The organism is Paenarthrobacter sp. E2MeOHC11 (genome assembly GCF_058744955.1).
On sequence record NZ_CP196673.1, the window covers coordinates 1,811,771 to 1,832,303 of the forward strand.

Annotated in this window: 21 protein-coding genes; 14 read left to right on the plus strand and 7 right to left on the minus strand. The window is 64.7% G+C overall.

The genetic code is table 11. From position 1 onward, the window contains the following. Positions 1-3 precede the first annotated feature (3 nt). The 3 genes from ACSSVG_RS08330 to ACSSVG_RS08340 form a co-directional block, all read right to left on the minus strand. Positions 4-1,113 (minus strand): DNA alkylation repair protein, encoded by a 1,110-nt coding sequence (locus ACSSVG_RS08330; protein WP_492418362.1) that lies wholly within the window; start codon positions 1,111-1,113, stop codon positions 4-6. Between the two features lie 134 nt (positions 1,114-1,247). Continuing rightward, positions 1,248-2,498, minus strand: coding sequence for an FAD-dependent oxidoreductase (locus ACSSVG_RS08335; RefSeq protein WP_231341439.1), 1,251 nt, complete (start codon positions 2,496-2,498; stop codon positions 1,248-1,250). Further along, complete coding sequence (locus ACSSVG_RS08340) at positions 2,491-3,774, minus strand: MFS transporter (RefSeq protein ID WP_231341438.1); 1,284 nt, start codon at positions 3,772-3,774, stop codon at positions 2,491-2,493. The genes ACSSVG_RS08335 and ACSSVG_RS08340 overlap by 8 nt, the downstream gene beginning before the upstream one ends. A gap of 48 nt (positions 3,775-3,822) precedes the next feature. On the opposite strand from ACSSVG_RS08340, the gene ACSSVG_RS08345 reads away from it, so the two are divergent. The 5 genes from ACSSVG_RS08345 (at position 3,823) to ACSSVG_RS08365 (ending at position 8,428) form a co-directional block, all read left to right on the plus strand. Next, positions 3,823-4,662 carry an IclR family transcriptional regulator gene (locus ACSSVG_RS08345; protein ID WP_231341437.1) on the plus strand — a complete coding sequence of 280 codons (840 nt, stop codon included), beginning with the start codon at positions 3,823-3,825 and terminating at the stop codon, positions 4,660-4,662. 99 nt (positions 4,663-4,761) lie between these two features. After that, entirely contained in the window at positions 4,762-5,907 is a 1,146-nt protein-coding gene (locus tag ACSSVG_RS08350; protein ID WP_231341436.1) for a cupin domain-containing protein, read from the plus strand. Next, on the plus strand, positions 5,908-6,732 hold the full coding sequence (locus ACSSVG_RS08355) for a fumarylacetoacetate hydrolase family protein (RefSeq protein ID WP_231341435.1): 825 nt from the start codon (positions 5,908-5,910) through the stop codon (positions 6,730-6,732). Next, positions 6,732-7,496: a maleylpyruvate isomerase family mycothiol-dependent enzyme gene (locus ACSSVG_RS08360; protein ID WP_492418366.1), complete on the plus strand. Its 765-nt coding sequence runs from the start codon at positions 6,732-6,734 to the stop codon at positions 7,494-7,496. Before ACSSVG_RS08355 ends, ACSSVG_RS08360 begins: the two co-directional genes overlap by 1 nt. A gap of 47 nt (positions 7,497-7,543) precedes the next feature. After that, entirely contained in the window at positions 7,544-8,428 is an 885-nt protein-coding gene (locus ACSSVG_RS08365) for an SGNH/GDSL hydrolase family protein (protein WP_492418368.1), read from the plus strand. Here the strand turns inward: ACSSVG_RS08365 and ACSSVG_RS08370 are convergent. After that, positions 8,425-9,564, minus strand: a complete 1,140-nt coding sequence (locus ACSSVG_RS08370; protein ID WP_492418370.1) for an EAL domain-containing protein — start codon at positions 9,562-9,564, stop codon at positions 8,425-8,427. The two genes, ACSSVG_RS08365 and ACSSVG_RS08370, sit on opposite strands and share 4 nt — an antisense overlap. Positions 9,565-9,737: 173 nt before the next feature. Here ACSSVG_RS08370 and ACSSVG_RS08375 point away from each other — a divergent pair, with 173 nt between their 5' ends. After that, on the plus strand, positions 9,738-10,556 hold the full coding sequence (locus tag ACSSVG_RS08375; protein ID WP_492418371.1) for a CPBP family glutamic-type intramembrane protease: 819 nt from the start codon (positions 9,738-9,740) through the stop codon (positions 10,554-10,556). A gap of 19 nt (positions 10,557-10,575) precedes the next feature. Here ACSSVG_RS08375 and ACSSVG_RS08380 read toward each other — a convergent pair whose 3' ends face one another. Further along, positions 10,576-11,157: a MarR family winged helix-turn-helix transcriptional regulator gene (locus ACSSVG_RS08380; protein ID WP_261611287.1), complete on the minus strand. Its 582-nt coding sequence runs from the start codon at positions 11,155-11,157 to the stop codon at positions 10,576-10,578. A gap of 104 nt (positions 11,158-11,261) precedes the next feature. On the opposite strand from ACSSVG_RS08380, the gene idi reads away from it, so the two are divergent. From idi to ACSSVG_RS08410, 6 genes are read left to right on the plus strand one after another with little or no spacing between them, the layout of a single operon-like run. Further along, the gene (gene idi / locus ACSSVG_RS08385; RefSeq protein ID WP_231341430.1) at positions 11,262-11,816 is read left to right on the plus strand and encodes an isopentenyl-diphosphate Delta-isomerase; all 555 of its coding nucleotides are present in this window, start codon (positions 11,262-11,264) and stop codon (positions 11,814-11,816) included. Next, entirely contained in the window at positions 11,813-12,907 is a 1,095-nt protein-coding gene (locus ACSSVG_RS08390) for a polyprenyl synthetase family protein (protein ID WP_492418374.1), read from the plus strand. Before idi ends, ACSSVG_RS08390 begins: the two co-directional genes overlap by 4 nt. Further along, positions 12,904-13,842: a phytoene/squalene synthase family protein gene (locus ACSSVG_RS08395; RefSeq protein WP_231341428.1), complete on the plus strand. Its 939-nt coding sequence runs from the start codon at positions 12,904-12,906 to the stop codon at positions 13,840-13,842. The genes ACSSVG_RS08390 and ACSSVG_RS08395 overlap by 4 nt, the downstream gene beginning before the upstream one ends. After that, positions 13,839-15,491 carry a phytoene desaturase family protein gene (gene crtI / locus ACSSVG_RS08400; RefSeq protein WP_492418376.1) on the plus strand — a complete coding sequence of 551 codons (1,653 nt, stop codon included), beginning with the start codon at positions 13,839-13,841 and terminating at the stop codon, positions 15,489-15,491. Before ACSSVG_RS08395 ends, crtI begins: the two co-directional genes overlap by 4 nt. After that, positions 15,491-15,847 carry a lycopene cyclase domain-containing protein gene (locus tag ACSSVG_RS08405; RefSeq protein ID WP_231341426.1) on the plus strand — a complete coding sequence of 119 codons (357 nt, stop codon included), beginning with the start codon at positions 15,491-15,493 and terminating at the stop codon, positions 15,845-15,847. The genes crtI and ACSSVG_RS08405 overlap by 1 nt, the downstream gene beginning before the upstream one ends. Next, positions 15,844-17,055, plus strand: a complete 1,212-nt coding sequence (locus ACSSVG_RS08410; protein ID WP_492418378.1) for a prenyltransferase — start codon at positions 15,844-15,846, stop codon at positions 17,053-17,055. Before ACSSVG_RS08405 ends, ACSSVG_RS08410 begins: the two co-directional genes overlap by 4 nt. Here the strand turns inward: ACSSVG_RS08410 and ACSSVG_RS08415 are convergent. After that, positions 17,050-17,571 carry a MarR family winged helix-turn-helix transcriptional regulator gene (locus ACSSVG_RS08415; RefSeq protein ID WP_231341424.1) on the minus strand — a complete coding sequence of 174 codons (522 nt, stop codon included), beginning with the start codon at positions 17,569-17,571 and terminating at the stop codon, positions 17,050-17,052. The two genes, ACSSVG_RS08410 and ACSSVG_RS08415, sit on opposite strands and share 6 nt — an antisense overlap. Positions 17,572-17,695: 124 nt before the next feature. Here ACSSVG_RS08415 and ACSSVG_RS08420 point away from each other — a divergent pair, with 124 nt between their 5' ends. Both ACSSVG_RS08420 and ACSSVG_RS08425 read left to right on the plus strand, forming a co-directional pair. Then, a complete protein-coding gene (locus tag ACSSVG_RS08420) occupies positions 17,696-18,487 on the plus strand; it encodes a TspO-related membrane protein (RefSeq protein WP_492418380.1) in 792 nt (263 codons plus the stop codon). Positions 18,488-18,614: 127 nt separating this feature from the next. Next, the gene (locus tag ACSSVG_RS08425) at positions 18,615-20,138 is read left to right on the plus strand and encodes an HNH endonuclease (RefSeq protein ID WP_492418382.1); all 1,524 of its coding nucleotides are present in this window, start codon (positions 18,615-18,617) and stop codon (positions 20,136-20,138) included. Between the two features lie 49 nt (positions 20,139-20,187). On the opposite strand, the gene ACSSVG_RS08430 is transcribed toward ACSSVG_RS08425, so the two are convergent. After that, positions 20,188-20,523 carry a hypothetical protein gene (locus tag ACSSVG_RS08430; RefSeq protein WP_231341421.1) on the minus strand — a complete coding sequence of 112 codons (336 nt, stop codon included), beginning with the start codon at positions 20,521-20,523 and terminating at the stop codon, positions 20,188-20,190. Positions 20,524-20,533: the final 10 nt, after the last annotated feature.

The window sequence follows — 20,533 nt, forward strand, 5'->3', positions numbered from 1 at the left end:
GGTTCAGCTGAGCTCCTGCTTGTCCAGGACGAAGTGCGCAGGGGTCGACGCGACGCCGTTTGCCTGGACCACAACGTAGTGCTGCCCTGGGTAATAGGAGCGGGTTGTTATGGGGCGGAATGAGTGTGTTTTTGTGACTGTGACGGTCTCGCCGGGTGGAATGCGGCGGGACGTGAGCTTGAAGGTCTTTGCGCTGACCGTGCCGTTGGAACGCTGGAACCCGATGGAGTAGTCGATGGCTGCGTTGGCGGGCTGGGGGCCTTCGTTGACTACCTCGACTGAAAATTCCACGGTTCCGTCCCAAGCGACTGCCGTGTGGCGCAGGTGAGGCTCCCTGACCACCAGCTGGCCGCCGGTGTAGCCCAGGAGGGCGAGCGCGTCCGGATTGCCTTGTTTAACCAGGGTCCTGAGCCCATGGCGGATCACCTTGGGTGTGGTGTCATCCGGCTTTCCAGACCAACGGCGGGCAGTAGCCAGCACCAGCTGCGGATCGATCCGGCTCAGGTCGTTAAGATGGTTCGCTGCGGAGCGTCGGACATAGTCGGTGGGATCCTGGTAGGTGGCATCAAGGATCTCCTGGGTTGCCGCTGGATTGGCCACCAGCCACGGCACCCTTTTGGCCCACGGCAAGTAGGCGCGGGAGCCCTCCGTTGCGAGTCGGCGAACGTGTTCGTCGTTGTGATTCGTCCAGGTTTGCATCGTCGCAATGGCTCGTTCCGGCCGGGCAGCTATGAGGTCGCGGATGGCGAACTCTGCCGTGAGCCTCCCCGTCAGGCGGGACAGGACCGCGAGCGCAGCATCAAAATCGGTGAGCGATCCCGAGTGAAGTGCCCTTCCGGTCACCACTTCGGTGGCCGGCCAGACCATCCATCCCGTAAAGCGGGGGTCGTCGAGAGCATCGATCATGATCCTCTGAACATCGGAGGATCCCGCCGGTAAGTCCTGAAGGAGGGCATCCCTCACTACATCCACCCGCTGCCGGAGGCGTTGCCCGTCGAGGTCACCATGTGAGCGCTCCAGTGTTGGCAGCTCAATGCCCGGACTGGCGCCCATGAGTATGGAGCGCAGCTCGGTCACCACCGTGGAATTGATCAGCTCATCCATGGCGCCCATATACGTCCTCCTTCGCCGGTGCTGTCATCGTAGGCGATGGGAGTGACACCGAAAGCAGACACGCTAAGCCGCCCACCGCCGTCGTGCTGCTGTTAATAAGGCACGACGGCGGCAGGCGGCTTAAGCGCCATCCGTCAGGCAGGCAGCTGGTTGGCGACGCGCGGCGCCACGGGGGCAGGCACGCCTTCGCCCGCCTGGCCGTAGAGCCAGTCGTTGTACTGGAAGTCGTTGTCCTTGCGGCTCTTGAAGAGCAGGTTTCGCAGCGTGCGCCCCAAGCCGGAGACGTGCCAGGACTCTCCCCACACGCGGGCCGTGCTCTGGACACGGGCGGTCCGGGCGGCGCGGGCGGAGTTGAACGCGACAATTGCCTCGTCCCACGCCGCCGGGTTGACGCCGTCGGTGGTGAAGACGGTGCCTGCGCTGACGTCCTGCAGCACGGCGGCGTCTTCGAGTGCCTGGCAGGCACCCTGGGCCAAGTACTGGAGCATGGGGTGGGCGGCGTCGCCCATCAGGACCATTCGGCCGGCAATCCAGTTCTCGATCGGATCGCGGTCGTACATGGGCCAGCGGATGCCCGTGCCGAGGTTCGCGAGGGCTGCCTGCACCGCGGGAATGCAGTCCTTGTAGGCGGCCTGGAGCTCGTCTACTCCCCCATACTGCTCTTCACCGCGCTCAAACGACGGCGATTTGAAGACGGCCACGGTGTTCAGCAGTTCACCCTTGCGCAGCGGGTACTGCACCAGGTGGCAGTCGGGGCCGAGGTAGACAACTACGTCCTCGAGGTCGGTCGCCGGAGTCTCAGAGGTAATAGGCACGGTGCCGCGGTAGGCAACGTAGGCAGAGGACACGGGCTCATCTGTTGCCACGAGCGGGCGAAGCGTGGACTTGAGACCGTCTGCGCCGATGATTACGTCTGCTTCATAGTCCACGCCGGCTGCCGTGTGCACTACGCCGCGTCCGTCCACGGTTTCCACGCTCTCAACCATGACGTCGTTGACCAGCTTCACGCCGGCAGCTTCACATCCTTCGAGAAGCACGCGGTGCAGGTCGCTGCGGTGGATCACTACGTACGGGGCGCCGTAGCGTTCCTCAAACTCCCCGCGCAGCGACTGACGGGTGAGCTCCTCACCGGTGGTCGCGTCGCGGAACACCAGATGCCTGGGCTGCACCCCGATCTCCAGCGCCTTCTCCAACAGGCCCCAACGCTTCAAAACCCGGGAGGCGTTCGGGGCCATCTGCAGGCCGGCACCGACCTCGCCAAATTCCGGTGCCCGTTCCACGAGCGTGACGTTGGCACCGTTTTCGCGGAGGGCCAGGGCTCCGGCCAAACCGGCCATGCCCCCTCCCACCACCAGGACATCGGTGGATGTGGTGTACTCAGGCATTGCGTGCTCCTTGCGAGATGGTGGATTTGATTTTGAGTCCGACGGCGGCCAACAGGACCGCTGCGATGGCGGCGGCTCCGGCGAACGCGAGGAAGTTGGAGTTGACGCCCAGCCCGGCTGCCAGCAGGAGGCCACCCACCTGCGGTGCGACGACGGCGCCAATGCGGCCGGTTCCGAGCGCCCAGCCGAGCGCGGTCCCCCGCAAATGGTCGGGATAGTGACTGGCGACTGCGGCGATGATGAGGCACTGCGTGCCGTGGGTTCCGACGCCGGCAAGCACCAGGGCGAGATAAACAACGGTGACGGGCGGGCTGGCCAGGAGGACGGAAAGCCCGACGGCGGCCACCGCGGCTGCCGCTATCGCCGTCGGAATCGGACCGAAGCGCGTGCCGGCCCAGGCGGTAATGACCGAACCGGCAACGGCGCCGAGATTCAGGGCCAGGGCGAAAGTGAGCGCCGATCCCAGGTTGTAGCCAGCCAGCTGCATGAGGTTAGGCAGCCACGTGCCCAGGCCGTACCAAGCGAAGAGCGTGGCAATCGTGGCCACTGCGAACAGTACGCTGACGCCCAGGTAGGGCGCCCGGAGCAGTGAACCGAAACCGGCGGAGCCCTTGGAGGCTTTGCTTTCGGATCCGGCGGGTGTCAGTGTCTCCGGAATGTACTTCAGCCCCAGCGGCACCACGATCACCAGTGCCAGCACGGCCACCAGGAACATGGCCTCCCAACCGAACGCGGGAATCAGCGGGATGCCCACCAGTGCGGCGATTGAGCCGCCGATCGGGACGCCGGACATCATCAGCGTGGCAATAGTGGACCGCCACTTGGTGGGAACCAGTTCGGCCACCAAGGCGTTGGCGGACGGCACCAAACCGCCGAGTCCGATGCCGGCGAGCAGCCGCAGAGCACCGAACACGGCCGCGTTGGGGGCGAACGCGCAGAGGATGGTGAAGATGGAGAAGACGATCGCGCAACCCAGGATGGTCTTGCGCCTGCCCCAGGAGTCGGCCATGCGTCCGGCGAAGATGGCTCCGATCATCATGCCCAGGAACGCCATGGAGCCAATGGTCCCTGCGGTTGCCTTGGTGAGGCCCCAGCCTGTTTCGGAGATCAGGGAGGACTGCACCGTTCCGTAAACGATGAGGTCATAGCCGTCGAAGACCACCAACAGCCAACAAACCAGGACGGCGAGTGCAGAGCCTTTGGAGAACCGCGGCGCACTGCCGGCAGCGTTGACGATTGACCCTTGCGACGCTGCAGCGGGAAGTGTGTGATTCATCCCACCACTGTCAGGTGAACGGCAAGCGAAGGGCCATACAATTCTGTTGTGCAGAACATCAACCCGGGTCAGGCCAGCCGGAAGCCAGCCCAAAACCGGAAACCCGTGCAGAAGCGGCCCACGTATTCCATCGACGCCGTGGACAACGCCCTTCAACTCCTCCAGCTGCTCCGCGACGGCGGCGCCCTCCGCCTCAAGGATGCCGCTGCGGAGTTGGCCGTAGCCCCGTCAACCGCCCATCGACTCCTGGCGATGCTGGTCTATCGCGGTTTCGCGGTCCAGGATGAAAACCGCCGCTACGTGCCCGGGCCCGCAATGGGTGTTGGCCCGGCGGGCCTAAGCTGGACCAGGCTCCTTCGAAACCTCGCCCAGCCCCACATGGAGCTCCTGTCCTCGCGGCTCGACGAGACCGTAAACCTGATGGTCCGCGTCGGCACCAAGGTCCGCTTCCTCAGCACAGTTGAAGGCGGCAACGTCCTGAGGATCGGAGACCGCCAGGGTACCGTGATGCCTGCCGACAAGACGTCCGGTGGCAAGGTGATGTTGGCCGAACTGGACCCGGCCATGATCGAGCAACTGTTCCGGAGCCAGAACGCCGAAATCGGCGGGGACACCATTCCGGAGGCCGAGTACCAGGCCTTCCTGCGCGAACTCGACAGCATCCGCGCCAACGGCTTCGCGGCCAACTTCGAGGGCACCGAGGAAGGCGTCAGCGCCCTGGGCATGGCTCTGCATAACCGGCACGGCCAGGTAGTTGGGGCGCTCAGCGTCGCCACGCCTGCCACACGGTTCCGAAAGGTGTTCGACGCCGGATTGGTCGCCGCCCTGCGCGAAACCTGCCGGCAGTTGGAGATCGACATCGCTGCAAACCCGGCTGATCCCGAATAAGAATAATTCTGTACAGCAGAATTGACTCGAGGTCGCAGCCTGGCATCCCTAGGGTCGAACTACGCCAAAAACTGTTCGGACCCTATCGAGGAGGCCTACGTGTCCATCAGCGCCGAGAACACGACCCATGAATCCGTGGCCGCCAGCCACGCCTTGCCGGAGCCGACTCCGGAGGAAGCTGCCCAGTTGGAGCAGCTGTACAAGGATTTCGCTGCGGGGAACATGGTGCCTTTGTGGACGGAGATCGGTGATTTGATGCCGATGGTCCCTACTCCGAAGGCTGTTCCGCATGTGTGGCGCTGGAATGACTTGTACCCGTTGGCCGCCCGTGCCGGGGATCTGGTTCCGGTAGGCCGGGGTGGTGAGCGGCGGGCCATAGCCCTCGCGAACCCCGGCCTTGCTGGCACCCCGTATGCGACTCCGACGTTGTGGGCGGCGATCCAGTACCTGGGCGCCCACGAGGTGGCCCCGGAACACCGTCATTCGCAGAACGCGTTCCGGTTTGTGGTCGAGGGTGAAGGCGTGTGGACTGTGGTGAACGGGGATCCGGTGGCGATGCGCCGCGGTGATTTCCTATTGACTCCGGGGTGGAACTTCCACGGCCACCACAATGACACCGACCAGCCGATGGCCTGGATCGACGGCCTCGACATCCCGTTCGTGCACTACGCCGATGCCGGGTTCTTCGAGTTCGGCACCGAACGCGTCACCGACGAAGCTACCCCGGATATTTCCCGTTCCGAACGGCTCTGGGCACACCCCGGCCTCCGCCCCCTCTCCGGGCTCGATGACACCACCAACTCCCCCATCGCCGCGTACCGCTGGGAACACACCGACGCCGCCCTCCGTGAACAGCTCCTGTTGGAGGATGAGGGCCACCCGGCCACCGTGTCCCAGGGCCACGCCGCCGTCCGGTACTCGAACCCGACCACCGGCGGGGACGTCATGCCCACCATCCGGGCCGAGTTCCACCGCTTCCGTCCCGGCGCCTCCACCGAGCCGTTGCGCGAGGTTGGGTCCAGTGTCTGGCAGGTCTTCGAGGGCACCGGCACCGTGATCTTGAACGGCGAAACCAAGCAGCTGGCCAGGGGCGACCTGTTCGTGGTCCCGTCCTGGCAGGAATGGTCCCTGACCGCCGACACGGACGCTGTTAATCAAACAGGGTTTGATCTGTTCCGCTTCAGCGACGCCCCCATCTTCGAACGACTGAACTTCAACCGCAGCTACACCGAAGGACGCAAGTAAATGAGACTCCTCACCCTCCGCACCGAAACCGGAACCAAGGCCGTCCGTCAGGACGGCGACACCCTCACCGAAATCCCCGGCTTCGCCGATGTCGGCGCGCTGCTGGCAGACCCCGCCTGGGAAACCACAGCGAAGGCGGCCAACGGCGCAACGCACGCGCTCGACGGCGCCGACCTCGCCGCCGTCGTGCCGTCACCGGGCAAGATCATCTGCGTGGGCCACAACTACCGCAACCACATCAAGGAAATGGGACGCGAGATCCCCGAACACCCCACCTTGTTCGCGAAGTACACCGAATCGCTGATCGGCCCGAATGATGACCTTGCCCTGCCGCAGGAATCGGACACCGTGGACTGGGAAGCCGAACTCGCCGTCATCATCGGCAAAAAGGGCCGCCGCATCGCCGAAGCCCACGCTGCCGAGCATATTGCCGGGTACGCGGTCCTGAACGACGTGTCCATGCGCGACTACCAGTTCCGCACCATCCAGTGGCTGCAGGGCAAGACGTGGGAGAACTCCACCCCGTTCGGCCCGGCCCTGGTCACCCGCGACGAATTCACCGCCGGCCCGCTCATGACCTCCGCCGTGGACGGCGAAATCCAGCAGTCCACCCCCACCGGCGACCTCGTCTTCACCCCCGAATTCCTGGTCTCCTACATCTCCACCATCATCACCCTGAACCCCGGTGACGTGATCGCGACCGGCACGCCCGGCGGCGTGGGCCACGCCCAGGACCCCAAAAGGTACCTGCAGGAAGGCCAACTCCTGGTCACCACCATCGAGGGCCTGGGCCAACTGAACAACCGCGTGGTCAAGGAAGCCTGATGGCAGCCCGCCACGATCTCGCCACCGATCCGCGCCTGCAGGAAGAACTCCTGCAGGCGCGGCGGGGCACCGCGTTCTTCGCCCGCAAACTCAACGAACTCACCGATGCCCAGCTCGACGGCGGCACCCGCCTTCCGGACTGGACCCGCCGCCACGTCATCGCGCACGTGGGATACAACGCCCGCGCGATCGCCCGGCTGGTGGAATGGGCTGCCACCGGAGTGGAAACACCCATGTATCCCTCCGCCGAGGCACGGAACCACGAAATCAACTTCGGCGCGACCCTGTCTCCGATTGCGTTGCGGAACCTGTTCGACCACTCCGCGGTGCACCTGTCCGTCGAATGGCGCGACCTGCCCGACGCGAACTGGGCCAACGAGGTCCGCACCGCCCAAGGCCGCACAGTCCCGGCGTCCGAAACCGTGTGGATGCGCACCCGCGAAGTCTGGGTCCACGCCGTTGACCTGGACAACGGAGCCACGTTCAACGACATCCCAGCCCTCGTCCTCGAACGTTTGCTCAAAGACATCACCAGCGCCTGGAAAACCCGCGGCACAGACACCGGACTCCTCATCAAGGCCACCAACACTGCCGGGAACGGCACCGACCTCACGTTCGGCGACACCAGCGCCGCGGACCCGACGGTCATCACCGGCCCCCTTCCCGCCGTCGCCGAATGGGCCACCGGCCGCGGCACCACGGGCGTCACAGCAACCGGACCCAACAACAACAGCACCACACCGGCAGCGCCACAGTGGATCTAGCCACTCCACCCATGGCGCAGCGGGTCGACTAAGCGCACTATGGGGGGATGAACGCCCAGAGTGCCAATGGATGGTCACAGGGCGGTTCCGGCAGCTTCGGGGCCGGCCTGCACCCGTGGAGCCGTTATGTGGCTTTGGGCGACTCGTTCACCGAGGGTTTAGGCGATCCGGAGCCGCGGAGCCCCGGCGGCCTCCGCGGGTGGGCGGACCGGGTGGCGGAAGAATTGAGCGCCGGTCACGATGATTTCGCCTATGCGAACCTGGCGATCAGCGGACGCCTGCTCCATCAGATCCTCGAAGAGCAAGTGGGCCCGGCACTGGACCTCAAGCCGGATCTGATCACCCTCAACGCCGGCGGCAATGACCTGCTCTTCCATAGGAGCGACCCCGACAAACTCGCGCTGGAACTGGACGCAGGCGTGGCAGAACTTGCCTCCACCGGCGCCGCCATCCTACTGTTCACCGGGCCGGACTGGGGCGCTACCCCGGTGTTGGGCCTGGCCCGCGGCAAGGTTGCCATCTACAACGAGAACATCCGGGTAGTAGCTGCCCGCCATGACGCTGTGGTGGCGGATCTGTGGGCGCTGCGCCGACTCACCGATCCCCGGATGTGGGACCCGGATCGGCTGCATTTCTCGCCGCTGGGGCAGCACACCATCGCCATCATGGTGCTCGATACCCTGAATGTCCCACATTCCTTGGAGCCCCTAACGCCTAAACCCCTGCCCGAGCGCAACTGGCGCGAAGCACGGGCGGGCGACATCGTCTGGGCGCGCGAACACCTCTTTCCGTGGGTCGTGCGCCGCCTGACGCAGCGGAATGCCGACGACGGCCGTCACCCCAAGCGACCGGACCCGGGCCCTGTCTTTGGCGCCGGGATGCCTCCCGGTATGTTCGTGGGCAACGATCCCCGGAACATCGCGGACACCTAGCCGGCGGGCTGGGCTTCCGTTTGCGCGCGGATGCTCCACGCCGACCAGTCCAGGGGGTGAACCGAAGGGCGTCCCAAGAGGTATCCCTGGGCTGCGGTGATCTTGAGCGCGGTGACTTCCTGAAGTTCTTCCGCTGTTTCGACGCCGACTGCAATGACTTCGGCACCGATCTCCCTGGCAAGCTCAACGATGGCCCGGGCCCGGATCCGTTGCCCCTCGCTGCCTTCGATGCCCTCAATCAGGTGCCGGTCCAGTTTGATGATGTCGGGGCGCAGTTGTTCCACCCGCTCCAAGGAGACCAAAGCTGCGCCGGATGCGCTGATGGCTACCCGCAGGCCAAGTGTGCGCAGCGGCCCCAGTCCGTCGTTGCCGGTTTGGGCCTCAACATCCGCCAGGCTGCCGGTCAGTTCAACAATGATCCGGTCCGGGGCGAGGGACGCGGCGGCCAGCAGGTTCCGCACCCTCGGGTCACTGGACGTTGCCGGAGTGAGGTTCAGTGCAACAGACATGTTGTCCGGGACGTCGTGCGCCGCCGTCAGCGCGCAGTGCAGCGCAGCAATCTCCAACTCGGTCCCCAGTCCAGCGGCAGCAGCCTCGTTGAACCAGACGTCGGCGCCGGCACCATCTTCTCCGACGAACCTTGTCAATGCTTCCACGCCAACCACATCGCCGGTTGGGAGTGCATGGACAGGTTGGAAGGCCGTCAGGAGGAGCTTGTCCGCGAGGATCGCCTGGATGCCTTCGCGCACCTCGTGGCTGACGGGGACTGAAACGGTCCGGGCGGCGCCAACGGACTCAAGGTGGACGCTGGAGGATTCAAGTTGAACGGGGACGGCGGCTGCCGATGAAGGCTCCTTGCGCGTTTCCAGCAGGTGCTCCAGCAGGGCCCCCGCAGGATCGTCCGGATTTGCCTCCACCAACTCGCGGAGCTTGATTCTGGCGCCTTCGCTGCGCGGTTCAGAATCGGCAAGGATGGACTCGATAATGTCCTTCACCTGCTCGCGCATGGTCGCTGCGGCAGACGCGGTCGTTTCAGCAGATACGGTCGCTTCAGCGGGCGGTGACGCGTCAACGCCGTTCGGGCGTACGGATTCCGCACCGCCGTCCGGTGAGAGAGAGCCCTCTTCTTGAGCCATCGGCTATTCCTTTATGTGTATCCCCCGCTGGCTGAGCCAGACAACTACCCGACCGACCCATCTGTGGGCCCTGTCACGAATAATACAGAAGAACCCTCCGACGTTGTGGCGGTGCGCTTTTCCAGACGCGCAAAACCGTGTCGCAGCGCCACAAGCCCTGAGATGCTTAGGGGGTGACGTCCATCTCAACGGAAGCATCCCGCACCGCGCTCAGCTGGAAACTGTTGCCCGCAGCGTTGCTTTCCTTATCCGGTGTACCGCTCTTCGCCTTTGGCAACGAGCTTCTCGGGTACGGCCTGCTGCTCGCGGGTGTCGTCACGGCCGCTTTCATCGACTACCGGTTGATGCGTCACCTCGCGTTGATAGCTGCGGGCATGTTCATCTTCAGCCAGGTCCCCCTCAACGCGGACCTCAGCACCGAACACATGGCCCTCATGGGTGGTGCGCTGGCGCTGGCTGTCGTGGTGCCCTGGCTGGTGTCCCGCTTCGTGTATCGCGAAGACATCATCAAGTTCCCCGTCAACACCGGCCGTAAGTGGCCGTTGGCCGCAAAGTTGTACCTGGTTGGCGTAGTGGCACTGGGCTACTTCATTCTTCCCGTCTACCTGATCAGCACCGGCGTGTACCAAAACTGGCCCGATGCTTCCGATCCCGACGTCTTCTGGCGGCTCTTCGTTGGCGTCAATGCCGTGGGGATCTGGGACGAGTTATTCTTCATCTGCACCACGTTCACCCTGCTCCGCCAGCACTTCCCGGATTGGCTGGCCAACCTCCTGCAGGCTGTGGTGTTCTCCTCATTCCTGTGGGAGATCGGCTACCAATCCTGGGGTCCCTTGCTGACGTTCCCCTTCGCACTGCTGCAGGGCTACACGTTCAAGCTGACCAAGTCGTTCACCTACGTGGTGTCGGTGCACCTGCTTTTTGACTTCGTGTTGTTCCTGGCGCTGGTGCACGCCCACAACCGGGAGTGGCTGCCGATCTTCCTGTACTAGCCCTCGCTGCAGTAGCCGGCTATGTCCCCGCCCATGCCTCTTCGGCCACCTCGATTTCCTGTGCCATGTCATCCAGGAATCGCTTCACAGTTCTTCGTTCCTTGGGCGTCAGTCGGGCCGCAGCCAGGAAACGCTTGGCCTGCTGCCGCCCGACTGTCCGCATAGCAGCGTCGTGCGTTGCGGGCGTGATGGCGATGGCAAGCGCGCGGCGGTCGGAGGGGTGGGCGTGTCGCGTGACGTGGCCCGCGCGTTCCAGCCGATCAAGCAGCTTGGTGGTGGACGCCGTCGAAATGTGAAGCTGGGCGGCTATTGCGCCAGGGGTGGCAATCACGCCATGGTTGGCGCAGATGATCAGGTAATGCAGTGCGCGCATGTCTGATTGGTTGAGTTTCATGTACCGCAGTGAGGCGTCGGAGAGTCGCTGTTCGGCCTCTCGCAGTCTTCCCAGTGCAGCCATGAGGTCACTGATCTGCTCAACATCAGATTCGGACAGACCTGAGCGATCCACCAGCTCGTGGTTCGGATCATTGGCGTCCAAATGGTAAATCCCGGAGGAAGCCGGGGTCCCGGCTTCTTCAGGAATCTCTTCTGGACTGGACATGTTGAGTATGTTACACCTAACTTCCTACATGGTAGCCTTTCTTCTAGCTTGTCTAGCAATATCCCTATTTAGATGAGAGCACAGGCTTTGGAGGAAGGCGCAAGATGAACGCGACAGAGATGGTGGTCCTCCTTGATGACGCCGGAGCTCCCATCGGGGAGTCCCCGAAGAGCAGTGTGCACACACTGGAAACCCCACTCCATCTGGCCTTTTCCTGCTACCTGCTCAACGAAGCCGGGGAAATTCTCCTGACCCGCCGTTCACCTGAGAAGAAGACCTGGCCGGGTGTCTGGACCAACAGCTTCTGCGGACACCCTGGACCGGGCGAAGACTTCGAAGACGCCGTGCTGCGGCGTGCGCAGTTCGAACTCGGGGTGGACGCGAACCGGATCGAACTCGTCCTCCCCGATTTCCGCTACCGGGCGGTGGACCCCACGGGCATCGTGGAAAACGAAGTGTGCCCCGTCTTTGTGGCCCGGATCAGCGGCGCACTGCACCCGAATCCCGCCGAGGTCGCTGACTGGGCCTGGATTTCGCCCTCGCTGCTCGCTGACGCTTTGGAGCACACGCCGTCCGCTTTCAGCCCCTGGCTCGGGCTGCAGTTCCCGCAGCTCCTCAAAGCGCGCGCGTTGCCCCTCCAAGCTGGGGCCGACGCATGACCGTCACCTCCGGCGCCATTCGAAGCCGTACCGATCTCTGCGCCGCCATCGAAAACGAACTGGGCGGACTTATCGGCAAGAGGGCCAGCGCGGCAGCGGCCTATGGCCCCAACTTCGCACGGCTATGGGCGCTGGCAGGCCGGAATGTGCTCGGCGGCAAGTTCGTCCGGCCCTTGCTGCTCATGGAAATGTTCGACGCCCTGGAACAGGCCGGCTCCAAACAGCGCGAAACCGCCATCAACATCGCCGCCGCCGTCGAACTCCTCCACTATGCCTTCCTCCTCCACGATGACGTGATCGACGGCGACCTCGTCCGCCGCGGGCACCCGAACCTAATTGGTTCCCTCCTCGCGGAGGCCGGCGAACTCCCGGACAACACCCATGGCGCACGCAGCGGAAGCGGACTGCACTGGGCACAAACCGGCGGGATCCTGATGGGTGACATGCTGCTCGCCGCCACGCACCAAGCCTTTGCGCGTGCCGATCTACCCCGGGAACCGCGTCTGCGCCTGCTGGACCTCCTGGAACACACCATCAACGAGACCGTTGCCGGTGAGCAACTGGATGTCGGCCTGGGCGACGGCATCATTGCCCCGGACCTCGAGACCATCCTGGTCATGTGCGGCTACAAGACCGCCACCTATACTTTCGAACTCCCGCTGCGGGCGGCCGCAACCCTGGCCGGCGCCGACTTCGCCGTCGAGACTGCCCTGGCAACTGCAGGCCGGCATCTGGGGCTAGCGTTCCAACTCCAGGACGACCTCCTGTCCACGTTCGGAGATCCCCGCCGCCACGGCAAAGATCCTTTTTCGGACCTCCGGGAAGGCAAGGAAACCGCCATCATCGCGCATGCCCGCACCACCAGCACGTGGCCGGACATCGAGCCCTACTTCGGCAGGCCCGGGCTCAATGGCAACGAAGGCGAGCATGTTCGCCGGCACCTCAGCGACTGCGGGGCGGAAGCCTTTGTCCAGGGCCTCATCGAAGACCAAGTACGGGCCTTCAACACACTGCTGACAAGCACGATTCCGCCGGGCGCACGCAATGTACTGCTTGACCTTGCGGGGCAGCTGGAAGGACGGCAATCATGAGCGTCGCCACCGAAACCTCGTTCATCCATTTCACCCGGACAGCCGAGCGCGCGGCCAACCAGGTCATCGCCGCCTACTCCACGTCCTTCGGCCTGGCATGCAGGCTGCTGGGACCAAGGCACCGCCAACACGTCCGCAATATTTATGCGCTGGTGCGGGTAGCGGACGAACTCGTCGATGGCGTCACCGCCGAAGCCGGCCTCAGCTACCAGGAACAGTGCGACGCCTTGGCCCACTTCATTGATGAGACCCACCGCGCCGTCAAACTCGGCTACAGCAGCGACCTCATCGTCCATGCATTTGCCCAAACGGCCCGGACTGCGGGCATCGATGACACGCTCATCGATCCGTTCTTTGACTCCATGCGCATGGACCTCGGCGAGCGCACTGACTCTCTCAAGGGCACCGGCTCACGCGCGTCTTCGCAACAGCCGGCACCCCTCCGCTTCGATGCCGATGCCCACGACGGCTATGTCCACGGCTCCGCCGAGGTGGTGGGGCTGATGTGCCTGCGCGTCTTCATGCGGGATGAGAACATCGACGACGGCGACGCAGCGGCTTTGCAGCATGGCGCCAGCAGGTTGGGCGCTGCTTTCCAAAACATCAACTTCCTGCGGGACCTCGCCGACGACACCACCCGCTTGGGCCGCAGCTACCTCGGCACCTCGGACCACCTTGAGGACCGCGATCGCATGGAATGGGTCAGCACCATCCGGTCCCAATTGGCCGATGCCAACGCCGTCATTCCGCTGTTGCCGCGCGACGCCCGGGCGGCAGTCCGCAGCGCCCTGGCCCTGTTCTCCGCACTGACGGACCGGATTGAACAGACAACCGTGGACGAGCTGTACCGCCACCGGGTGCGGGTTCCGGACGCCGTGAAGGCCGGCCTCGCCGCCCGCGCGGTCGCCTCTACCTGGATGGAGTTGCACCGATGACCCGGACAGTGGTGATCGGCGGTGGCATCGCGGGGCTTGCCACGGCCGCACTCCTCGCCCATGAAGGACACGAGGTCCAGCTCCTCGAGCAGCGCGACCGGGTTGGCGGGCGCGCGGGCAGCCTTGAACGGAACGGCTTCCGGTGGGACACCGGCCCTTCCTGGTACCTGATGCCGGGAGTCTTCGACCACTTCTTCCGGTTGCTCGGCACCAGTGCTGCCGAACAGTTGGACCTTCACACCCTCAGTCCCGCGTACCGCGTCTTCAGCGAACCAAACCACGACGGCGTGCGGCCGGACCCCCTGACGGTCCCCTTGGGCAGCGATCAGGTCTTGGAGACTTTCGAGGGAGTTGAGCCTGGCAGCGCGAAGGAGCTCACCTCCTACCTCGCCTCCGCCAGGCACACGACGGAGATGGCGGAACGCTTTTTCCTCTATAACCCGTTCACCAAATTGCAGGCGCTGCTCCATCCAGAGGTGGTGCGGAGTTTGCCCAAGCTCGCGCAACTGCTCCTGACGCCCCTCGATAAGTACGTGTCCCAGCGGTTCCAGCACCCTGTTCTGCGTCAGGTCCTCGGATACCCGGCGGTTTTCCTTGGCACCAACCCCGCAGCTGCTCCCGCCATGTACCACTTGATGAGTGCCTTGGACCTGGGCGACGGCGTGCAGTATCCGATGGGCGGGTTCCACGAGCTCGTGGGCCGGCTTGAGGCGCTGGCAGTGGACGCCGGCGTCAGGATCCACACCGGAGCGGAAGCCCAAAAGATCACCACGCGCGAGGCCTCCCGGACCAAGAAGCTGGGCCGCTTCGATGGCGTCAGGCTCCCTGCTCCTCTTTCCGGGAAGGACTGCCGCGAGGTCACCGGGGTAAAGTGGCGCGACCACGCCGGTGCGGAGCATTACAGCGTTGCGGACCTCGTGGTCTCCGGCGCCGACCTGCACCACACCGAAACCCAACTGCTGGGTGTCAGGGACCGGAGCTACAACAGCAAGTACTGGCAGAGCCGCACCAGCGGTCCCGGCGCAGTCCTGGTCATGCTTGGCGTGAAGGGTTCGCTGCCGGAACTTCCCCACCACTCACTGTTCTTCACGCGGAACTGGGAGGCGAACTTCGCCGCGATCTTCGGGGAGGAGACCAGCATCCCCGACCCCGCCTCCATCTACGTCTGCAAACCCAGCGCCACCGACTCCGGCGTCGCCCCGCAGGGCCACGAAAACCTCTTCGTCCTGGTTCCCGTCCCGGCCGATCCGCAGCTTGGCGCCGGTGGTCCCGACGGTAGCGGCGATGCCCTCATCGAGCGGACCGCCGACGCCGCCATCGACCAGATCGCCCGTTGGGCCAACATCCCGGACCTCCGCGAGAGGATCGTTGTCCGGCACACCACGGGCCCCGCTGACTTCGTCCACGAGTACAACTCATGGCGCGGCGGCATGCTGGGACCGGCACACACGCTAAGGCAGAGCGCAATGTTCAGGGCCCAGAACGCCTCCAAGCGTGTGCGTGGCCTCTACTACGCCGGCGCCACCACTGCCCCCGGCGTGGGGGTACCGATGTGCCTCATCAGTGCAGAGCTGGTACTGAAGCGGATCCGCGGCGACCACAGTCCCGGCCCCACCACGGTGAGGCCCGTAGCCAGCAGGATTGGCTGATGGGTGTCCTCTATTTGCTCTCGCTGCTGCTCGGGATCGGCTGCATGCTCCTGCTGGACCACCGCTTCCGCCTGTTTTTCTGGCGCGATGCCAAAGCAGCGGCGATCGTCACCGCCGTCGGGGTCTTGTTCCTTCTCTTCTGGGACCTGGCCGGAATCGGCTTGGGGATCTTCCTGCGCGGTGAAGGTACCATCGCGACAGGTCTGTTGATCGCCCCCGAGCTGCCCATCGAGGAGCCAGTCTTCCTGCTTTTCCTGGTGCTGTGCACGATGGTTTTGTACACAGGCTCCCGGCGGCTGCTTGACCGGATCCCGTCCACCCGCAGCGGGAAGCAGCGGGAGCGGGAGAACGTATGACGTACTTGTGGCTCGCGCTCGTCTTCATCGCGGCGGCAGTGGTGGCCGGCGTGGTTTTTGCCCGCCACGGCGCGTTTCCCGGCGAGGCAGGCAGGCATTGGAAAGCGGTAGGCCTCGCGTTCGCGGCCTTGGTTGTCCTGACCGCTGTGTTCGACTCCGTCATGATCGGCATGGAGCTCTTCCACTACGACGCATCGCACATCCTTGGCGTCAAGGTAGGACTCGCGCCGATCGAGGATTTCGCCTATCCGCTGGCCGGCGTCGTGGCACTTCCAGGACTGTGGATGTGGTTGACGCGCAAGCACAAGCAACCCAGCGAGGGCGGCGCGGAACCGGGGCTCAAGGGCCTTGTCCCCCAAGCATTGCTCGCATCCCGCCCGGTCAGCTGGATCAACACTGCCTACCCATTCGCCGCGGCCATGCTCCTGACCACCCGCGAGATCGATTGGGTGCTGGTTGTCGGCACGTTCTATTTCCTGATCCCCTACAACCTGGCCATGTACGGGATCAACGATGTCTTCGATTACGAGTCGGACCTGAAGAATCCGCGCAAGGGTGGGATCGAGGGTGCGCTGCTCCAGCCCCGGTTGCACCGGCCCATGCTGTGGCTCGCGGCGATCACCAATGTGCCGTTCCTGCTGGTGCTCGCTGTTGCCGGAGGACCAGCCGCCTGGCTGAGCCTGGCCGTCAGCGCTTTCGCCGTTGTGGCCTACTCCGTGGCCGGCCTGCGCTTCAAGGAACGCCCGGTCCTGGACTCGCTGACGTCCAGCACGCACTTCGTGAGTCCCGCCGTCGTCGGCCTTGCCTTGGCCGACGCCAATGTGACACCGGGCTTGATCGTCGTGCTGGCGGCGTTCTTCCTGTGGGGCATGGCCGCGCACGCCTTCGGCGCCGTCCAGGACATCGAGCCCGACCGGCAGGCCGGCATCGGCTCCATAGCGACAGTCATCGGTGCCCGACGAACGGTGAGGCTCGCCGTCATGCTCTGGTTTGTTGCCGGTCTGGCAATGTTGGCCACGCCGTGGCCCGGCCCCCTGGCGGCGATCATCGCCGTCCCGTACATCGTTAACTGCGCGCCTTACTGGAACGTTACGGATACGACGGCGGCACGCACCAATGTGGCCTGGCGGCGGTTCATCTGGCTCAACTACGGTTCAGGGTTTTTGGTGACCCTGATACTGATCCTGCAGTGGAGCCTCACATCATGAACGGGGCTGGTCCCCGGGCTCTTCGTCAAGGGTGTCCAGGGCCTCGCGCATGTGCTGGAGGAAATTCACCACGATCTGGGATTCGTCCGGGCTCAACGCGCACGCCGCATCCAGCATCCGGCGGTGCATTCCGCCCAGGGTGTGCCGCACTTCCTGGTCTGAACCGGGAGTGGCCTTCAGGATCAAGGCCCGCCGGTCAGTGGGGTGGGGTTCGCGGCGAATATGGCCGGATTCCACCAAACGGTCGATCAGGGTGGTCATGGACGCCGACGTTATCCCCAGCTTGTCGCCCAAGTCCTTCGGCTTCATCACCTTGCCGGCAGCCTCTGCCTCGAACAAATAACGCAGGGCCAGCAGGTCCTTCTCACCCATTCCCATGGACGTACGCGTCCTCCGGCGCATCGCCTGCTCGGAGGCGCGGTAATCGCGCAGGGCGTTCAGTACGTCAATGGCAATGGCCTTCTGACCTGGGTCTTTGCCGTACCAGTAGCCCTTTGAGTGGCCTTCCGAGTCCATCCGATGTTCCTTCGATAAGCGTAAAGCTTGATTCACTAGCATTTTGATACTAGGTCACGGACCCCATGAATGCATGACACCGTCCATCCCACACCCACGCAGCACCAGGAAAGAGGCACTGCACATGGCAACAGCAAGCTCCGACCTCGCCCGGCAAATCACGGTCACCGTGAGCTTGGCGGTCTGCATCATCGGCTCGATGATCGGCGTGGGGGTGTTCGGCGGCACCCCGATTGCGCAGGCAGCGGGCGGGGCTTTGTCCGCCGACTCCACTCTGCTGGCTCCGGCCACCCCCGCGTTCTCCATCTGGTCCGTGGTGTACACCGGCCTTGTTGCCTACACGGTGTGGCAGTGGCTGCCGTCCCAGCAGGCCAATCCGCGGCAGCGCTCCCTCGGCTGGATCGTGGCCGTGTCCATGGTCCTGAACGCCGCGTGGATCCTGTCCGTGCAGGCTGGGTGGCTCTTCGTCAGTGTTCTGGTGATCTTGGCGCTGCTGGTGTCCCTCGTCCTGGCGTTCCTTCGCTACAGCCAGAGCCGCGCTGCCTCGTGGGTTGAGGCAGTTGTGGTGGACGGAACCCTGGGGTTGTATCTGGGCTGGACCAGCGTGGCCGTGTGCGCCAACATCGCAGCAGCTTTGAAAGCGTTTGGTTTTCTGGGCTTCGGACTGCGTCCTGAGATCTGGTCCGTCGCTGTGCTCGTGGTGGTGGCGGTCGTCGGTGTCGCCTTGGCTATCAAAGGACACAGGCGCCTCGCCCTGGCAGCCGCCATCGCGTGGGGCCTCGTCTGGATCACGGTCGGCCGCAGTACCGATGCACCCGAGTCCTTCCCGACGGCGGTCGCGGCGGCCGTCGCTGCTGCCCTGGTTCTCGGGGCGGCCATCACGGTGAGGGCCCGGACTGTGTTGGCAGGCCGCTAGATCCAACCACGTTTCCCCGACAGCTCCGGCATGGCATCAGTTGCTCGTTGGACGTAGACGTCATCGCTTTTCCACATAGGGGGCTTTCGACCTTATGGCGCCCAATGCCTGCTGGAAGAGTTGAGGCATGGAGCAGATTCGGGGCATGCAGACACCGCCAGACGCGGCGCTTGTTCCTGTCTCGAGGCATTGGACCGACGAGACCACGCCTCGGGTTTCTGATCTCATCACGCTCCTGGGCGCGATCCCCCTCGGCACCGCGAGCCGGGAGCTTATCGACCAGATCCGCGGGCTTGAAGACCTGAAGTCCGCCATCGTGGGGTTGCAGGCCCGTGCCGCGGTGGCCTTTGACTTCGCCCAGCGGCAGGAGCAGGCCGCGGCGGGTGTGCCCGCGTCCGAACGGGGCCACGGTGTTGGGGCGCAGATCGCGTTGGCCCGGCGGGAATCCCCGAACCGGGGCTCGCGACTCCTGGGCATGGCGAAGGCGCTGGTGACGGAGATGCCGCACACCATGGCGGCGCTGGAATCGGGCCAGTTGAATGAATGGCGGGCCACGCTGCTGGTCAAGGAAACAGCATGCCTGTCTGCGGAGGACCGGTGCGCCGTGGACGAGGAACTCTCCGCAGATACCGGCACGTTCGAGGGGAAGGGCGACCGGGCGGTCATCGCCGCGGCGAAGGCTGCCGCCTACCGGCGTGATCCGCGTTCCGTTGCCCAACGCGCCGCCCACGCTTCCACCGAACGGACCGTGACCCTGCGCCCGGCGCCGGACACCATGACCTACCTGACCGCCCTCCTTCCGGTCGCGAAGGGTGTGGCGGCGTACACCGCTCTGACCCGGGCTGCTGACTCTGCCCGTTCGGCCGGGGACCCCCGGATCCGGGGCCAGGTCATGGCAGACACTCTCGTCGAGCGCATCACCGGCAGGCGCGGCGGGATCAGCGGAATCGACCTGCAGCTCGTGATGACCGATCGAACCCTCGTTCAGGGCGACAGCGAACCTGCCCGGCTCCAGGGGTACGGAGTTGTGCCTGCAGAATGGGCTAGGGCACTGGTTGGCGCCGGAAGCGGGGCGCTGTCCGAGCAGGCCCCGGCACCAAGGCAGGAGCCGGCGCCAACGCGGGACGACGAGCTAACCGTGTGGCTCCGCCGGCTCTACACCGCGCCGGCCACAGGCGAACTCCTGAGCATGGACTCCAAAGCCCGGATCTTCCCCCAACGATTACGTCGCTTCATCGAAACCCGTGATGACACCTGCCGCACCCCCTATTGCGACGCGCCCATCCGGCATATCGATCACGTGGTCCCTTGGCATTCCGGCGGGACCACCACGCTGGCCAACGGGGCTGGACTCTGCGAAGCCTGCAACCACACCAAAGAAAACCCCGGCTGGACGGCGAAAACCCTCCCCGAAGGTGTCCACACTCTCGAAATCCGCACACCCACCGGTCACAGTTATCAATCGAAGGCCCAGCCTCTGCCCGGGCATAACTACGGGCACGTGGCGGCGCCTCCACCGGCAACCAGCGTTCCCACGCTTGAACAGCAACAACAGTCACACCAACGGCAGTCCCAGCACAACCGACGCAGGCACATCAAGCGCGCGAAGGCAGGCAAGTTTCACCGGAGAAAGAAGCGGGTCCCAGCCTAGAAACCGGCCGGGCAGCAGCAACGCCGCGCAGCCCCAGCGCAGCCGCGCCCTATGCCGGGCAGGCGTCCTTCAATGCCTGAACGGACTCAGCTGGCACTTGGTCGCCGGCCTCCGCGATCTGGTTCAACGGCGTCGTGATGTCCGAGGGAACTCCAGCAGCATTGGCTGCCGACACCAAACCGGACAGCAGCTGCTTGTCCTGAACGCTGACCAAGCCGTCCTGGACCACTGCGCAAATCTGCTTGGTTACTTCATCGGCAGCGGCAGTGGCTACCTTTGAGGCGGCCTCGCTGGCGGCATTTCCGGCAGCTTCCTCTACTGCTCCGCAGCCGACAAGCAGCAGCAAAAGAGGGACGGCGGACAGGGCTGCAAGGCGACGGGTCATGAGTCCAGCC

What these genes read in the sequence shown, in the direction of transcription:
- ACSSVG_RS08330 (WP_492418362.1), bottom strand. Translation starts at nt 1,113, where the DNA reads ATGGGCGCCATGGATGAGCTGATCAATTCCACGGTGGTGACCGAGCTG.
- ACSSVG_RS08335 (WP_231341439.1), bottom strand. Translation starts at nt 2,498, where the DNA reads ATGCCTGAGTACACCACATCCACCGATGTCCTGGTGGTGGGAGGGGGC.
- ACSSVG_RS08340 (WP_231341438.1), bottom strand. Translation starts at nt 3,774, where the DNA reads ATGAATCACACACTTCCCGCTGCAGCGTCGCAAGGGTCAATCGTCAAC.
- ACSSVG_RS08355 (WP_231341435.1), top strand. Translation starts at nt 5,908, where the DNA reads ATGAGACTCCTCACCCTCCGCACCGAAACCGGAACCAAGGCCGTCCGT.
- ACSSVG_RS08360 (WP_492418366.1), top strand. Translation starts at nt 6,732, where the DNA reads ATGGCAGCCCGCCACGATCTCGCCACCGATCCGCGCCTGCAGGAAGAA.
- ACSSVG_RS08365 (WP_492418368.1), top strand. Translation starts at nt 7,544, where the DNA reads ATGAACGCCCAGAGTGCCAATGGATGGTCACAGGGCGGTTCCGGCAGC.
- ACSSVG_RS08370 (WP_492418370.1), bottom strand. Translation starts at nt 9,564, where the DNA reads ATGGCTCAAGAAGAGGGCTCTCTCTCACCGGACGGCGGTGCGGAATCC.
- ACSSVG_RS08380 (WP_261611287.1), bottom strand. Translation starts at nt 11,157, where the DNA reads ATGTCCAGTCCAGAAGAGATTCCTGAAGAAGCCGGGACCCCGGCTTCC.
- idi (WP_231341430.1), top strand. Translation starts at nt 11,262, where the DNA reads ATGAACGCGACAGAGATGGTGGTCCTCCTTGATGACGCCGGAGCTCCC.
- ACSSVG_RS08390 (WP_492418374.1), top strand. Translation starts at nt 11,813, where the DNA reads ATGACCGTCACCTCCGGCGCCATTCGAAGCCGTACCGATCTCTGCGCC.
- ACSSVG_RS08395 (WP_231341428.1), top strand. Translation starts at nt 12,904, where the DNA reads ATGAGCGTCGCCACCGAAACCTCGTTCATCCATTTCACCCGGACAGCC.
- crtI (WP_492418376.1), top strand. Translation starts at nt 13,839, where the DNA reads ATGACCCGGACAGTGGTGATCGGCGGTGGCATCGCGGGGCTTGCCACG.
- ACSSVG_RS08405 (WP_231341426.1), top strand. Translation starts at nt 15,491, where the DNA reads ATGGGTGTCCTCTATTTGCTCTCGCTGCTGCTCGGGATCGGCTGCATG.
- ACSSVG_RS08410 (WP_492418378.1), top strand. Translation starts at nt 15,844, where the DNA reads ATGACGTACTTGTGGCTCGCGCTCGTCTTCATCGCGGCGGCAGTGGTG.
- ACSSVG_RS08415 (WP_231341424.1), bottom strand. Translation starts at nt 17,571, where the DNA reads ATGGACTCGGAAGGCCACTCAAAGGGCTACTGGTACGGCAAAGACCCA.
- ACSSVG_RS08420 (WP_492418380.1), top strand. Translation starts at nt 17,696, where the DNA reads ATGGCAACAGCAAGCTCCGACCTCGCCCGGCAAATCACGGTCACCGTG.
- ACSSVG_RS08425 (WP_492418382.1), top strand. Translation starts at nt 18,615, where the DNA reads ATGGAGCAGATTCGGGGCATGCAGACACCGCCAGACGCGGCGCTTGTT.
- ACSSVG_RS08430 (WP_231341421.1), bottom strand. Translation starts at nt 20,523, where the DNA reads ATGACCCGTCGCCTTGCAGCCCTGTCCGCCGTCCCTCTTTTGCTGCTG.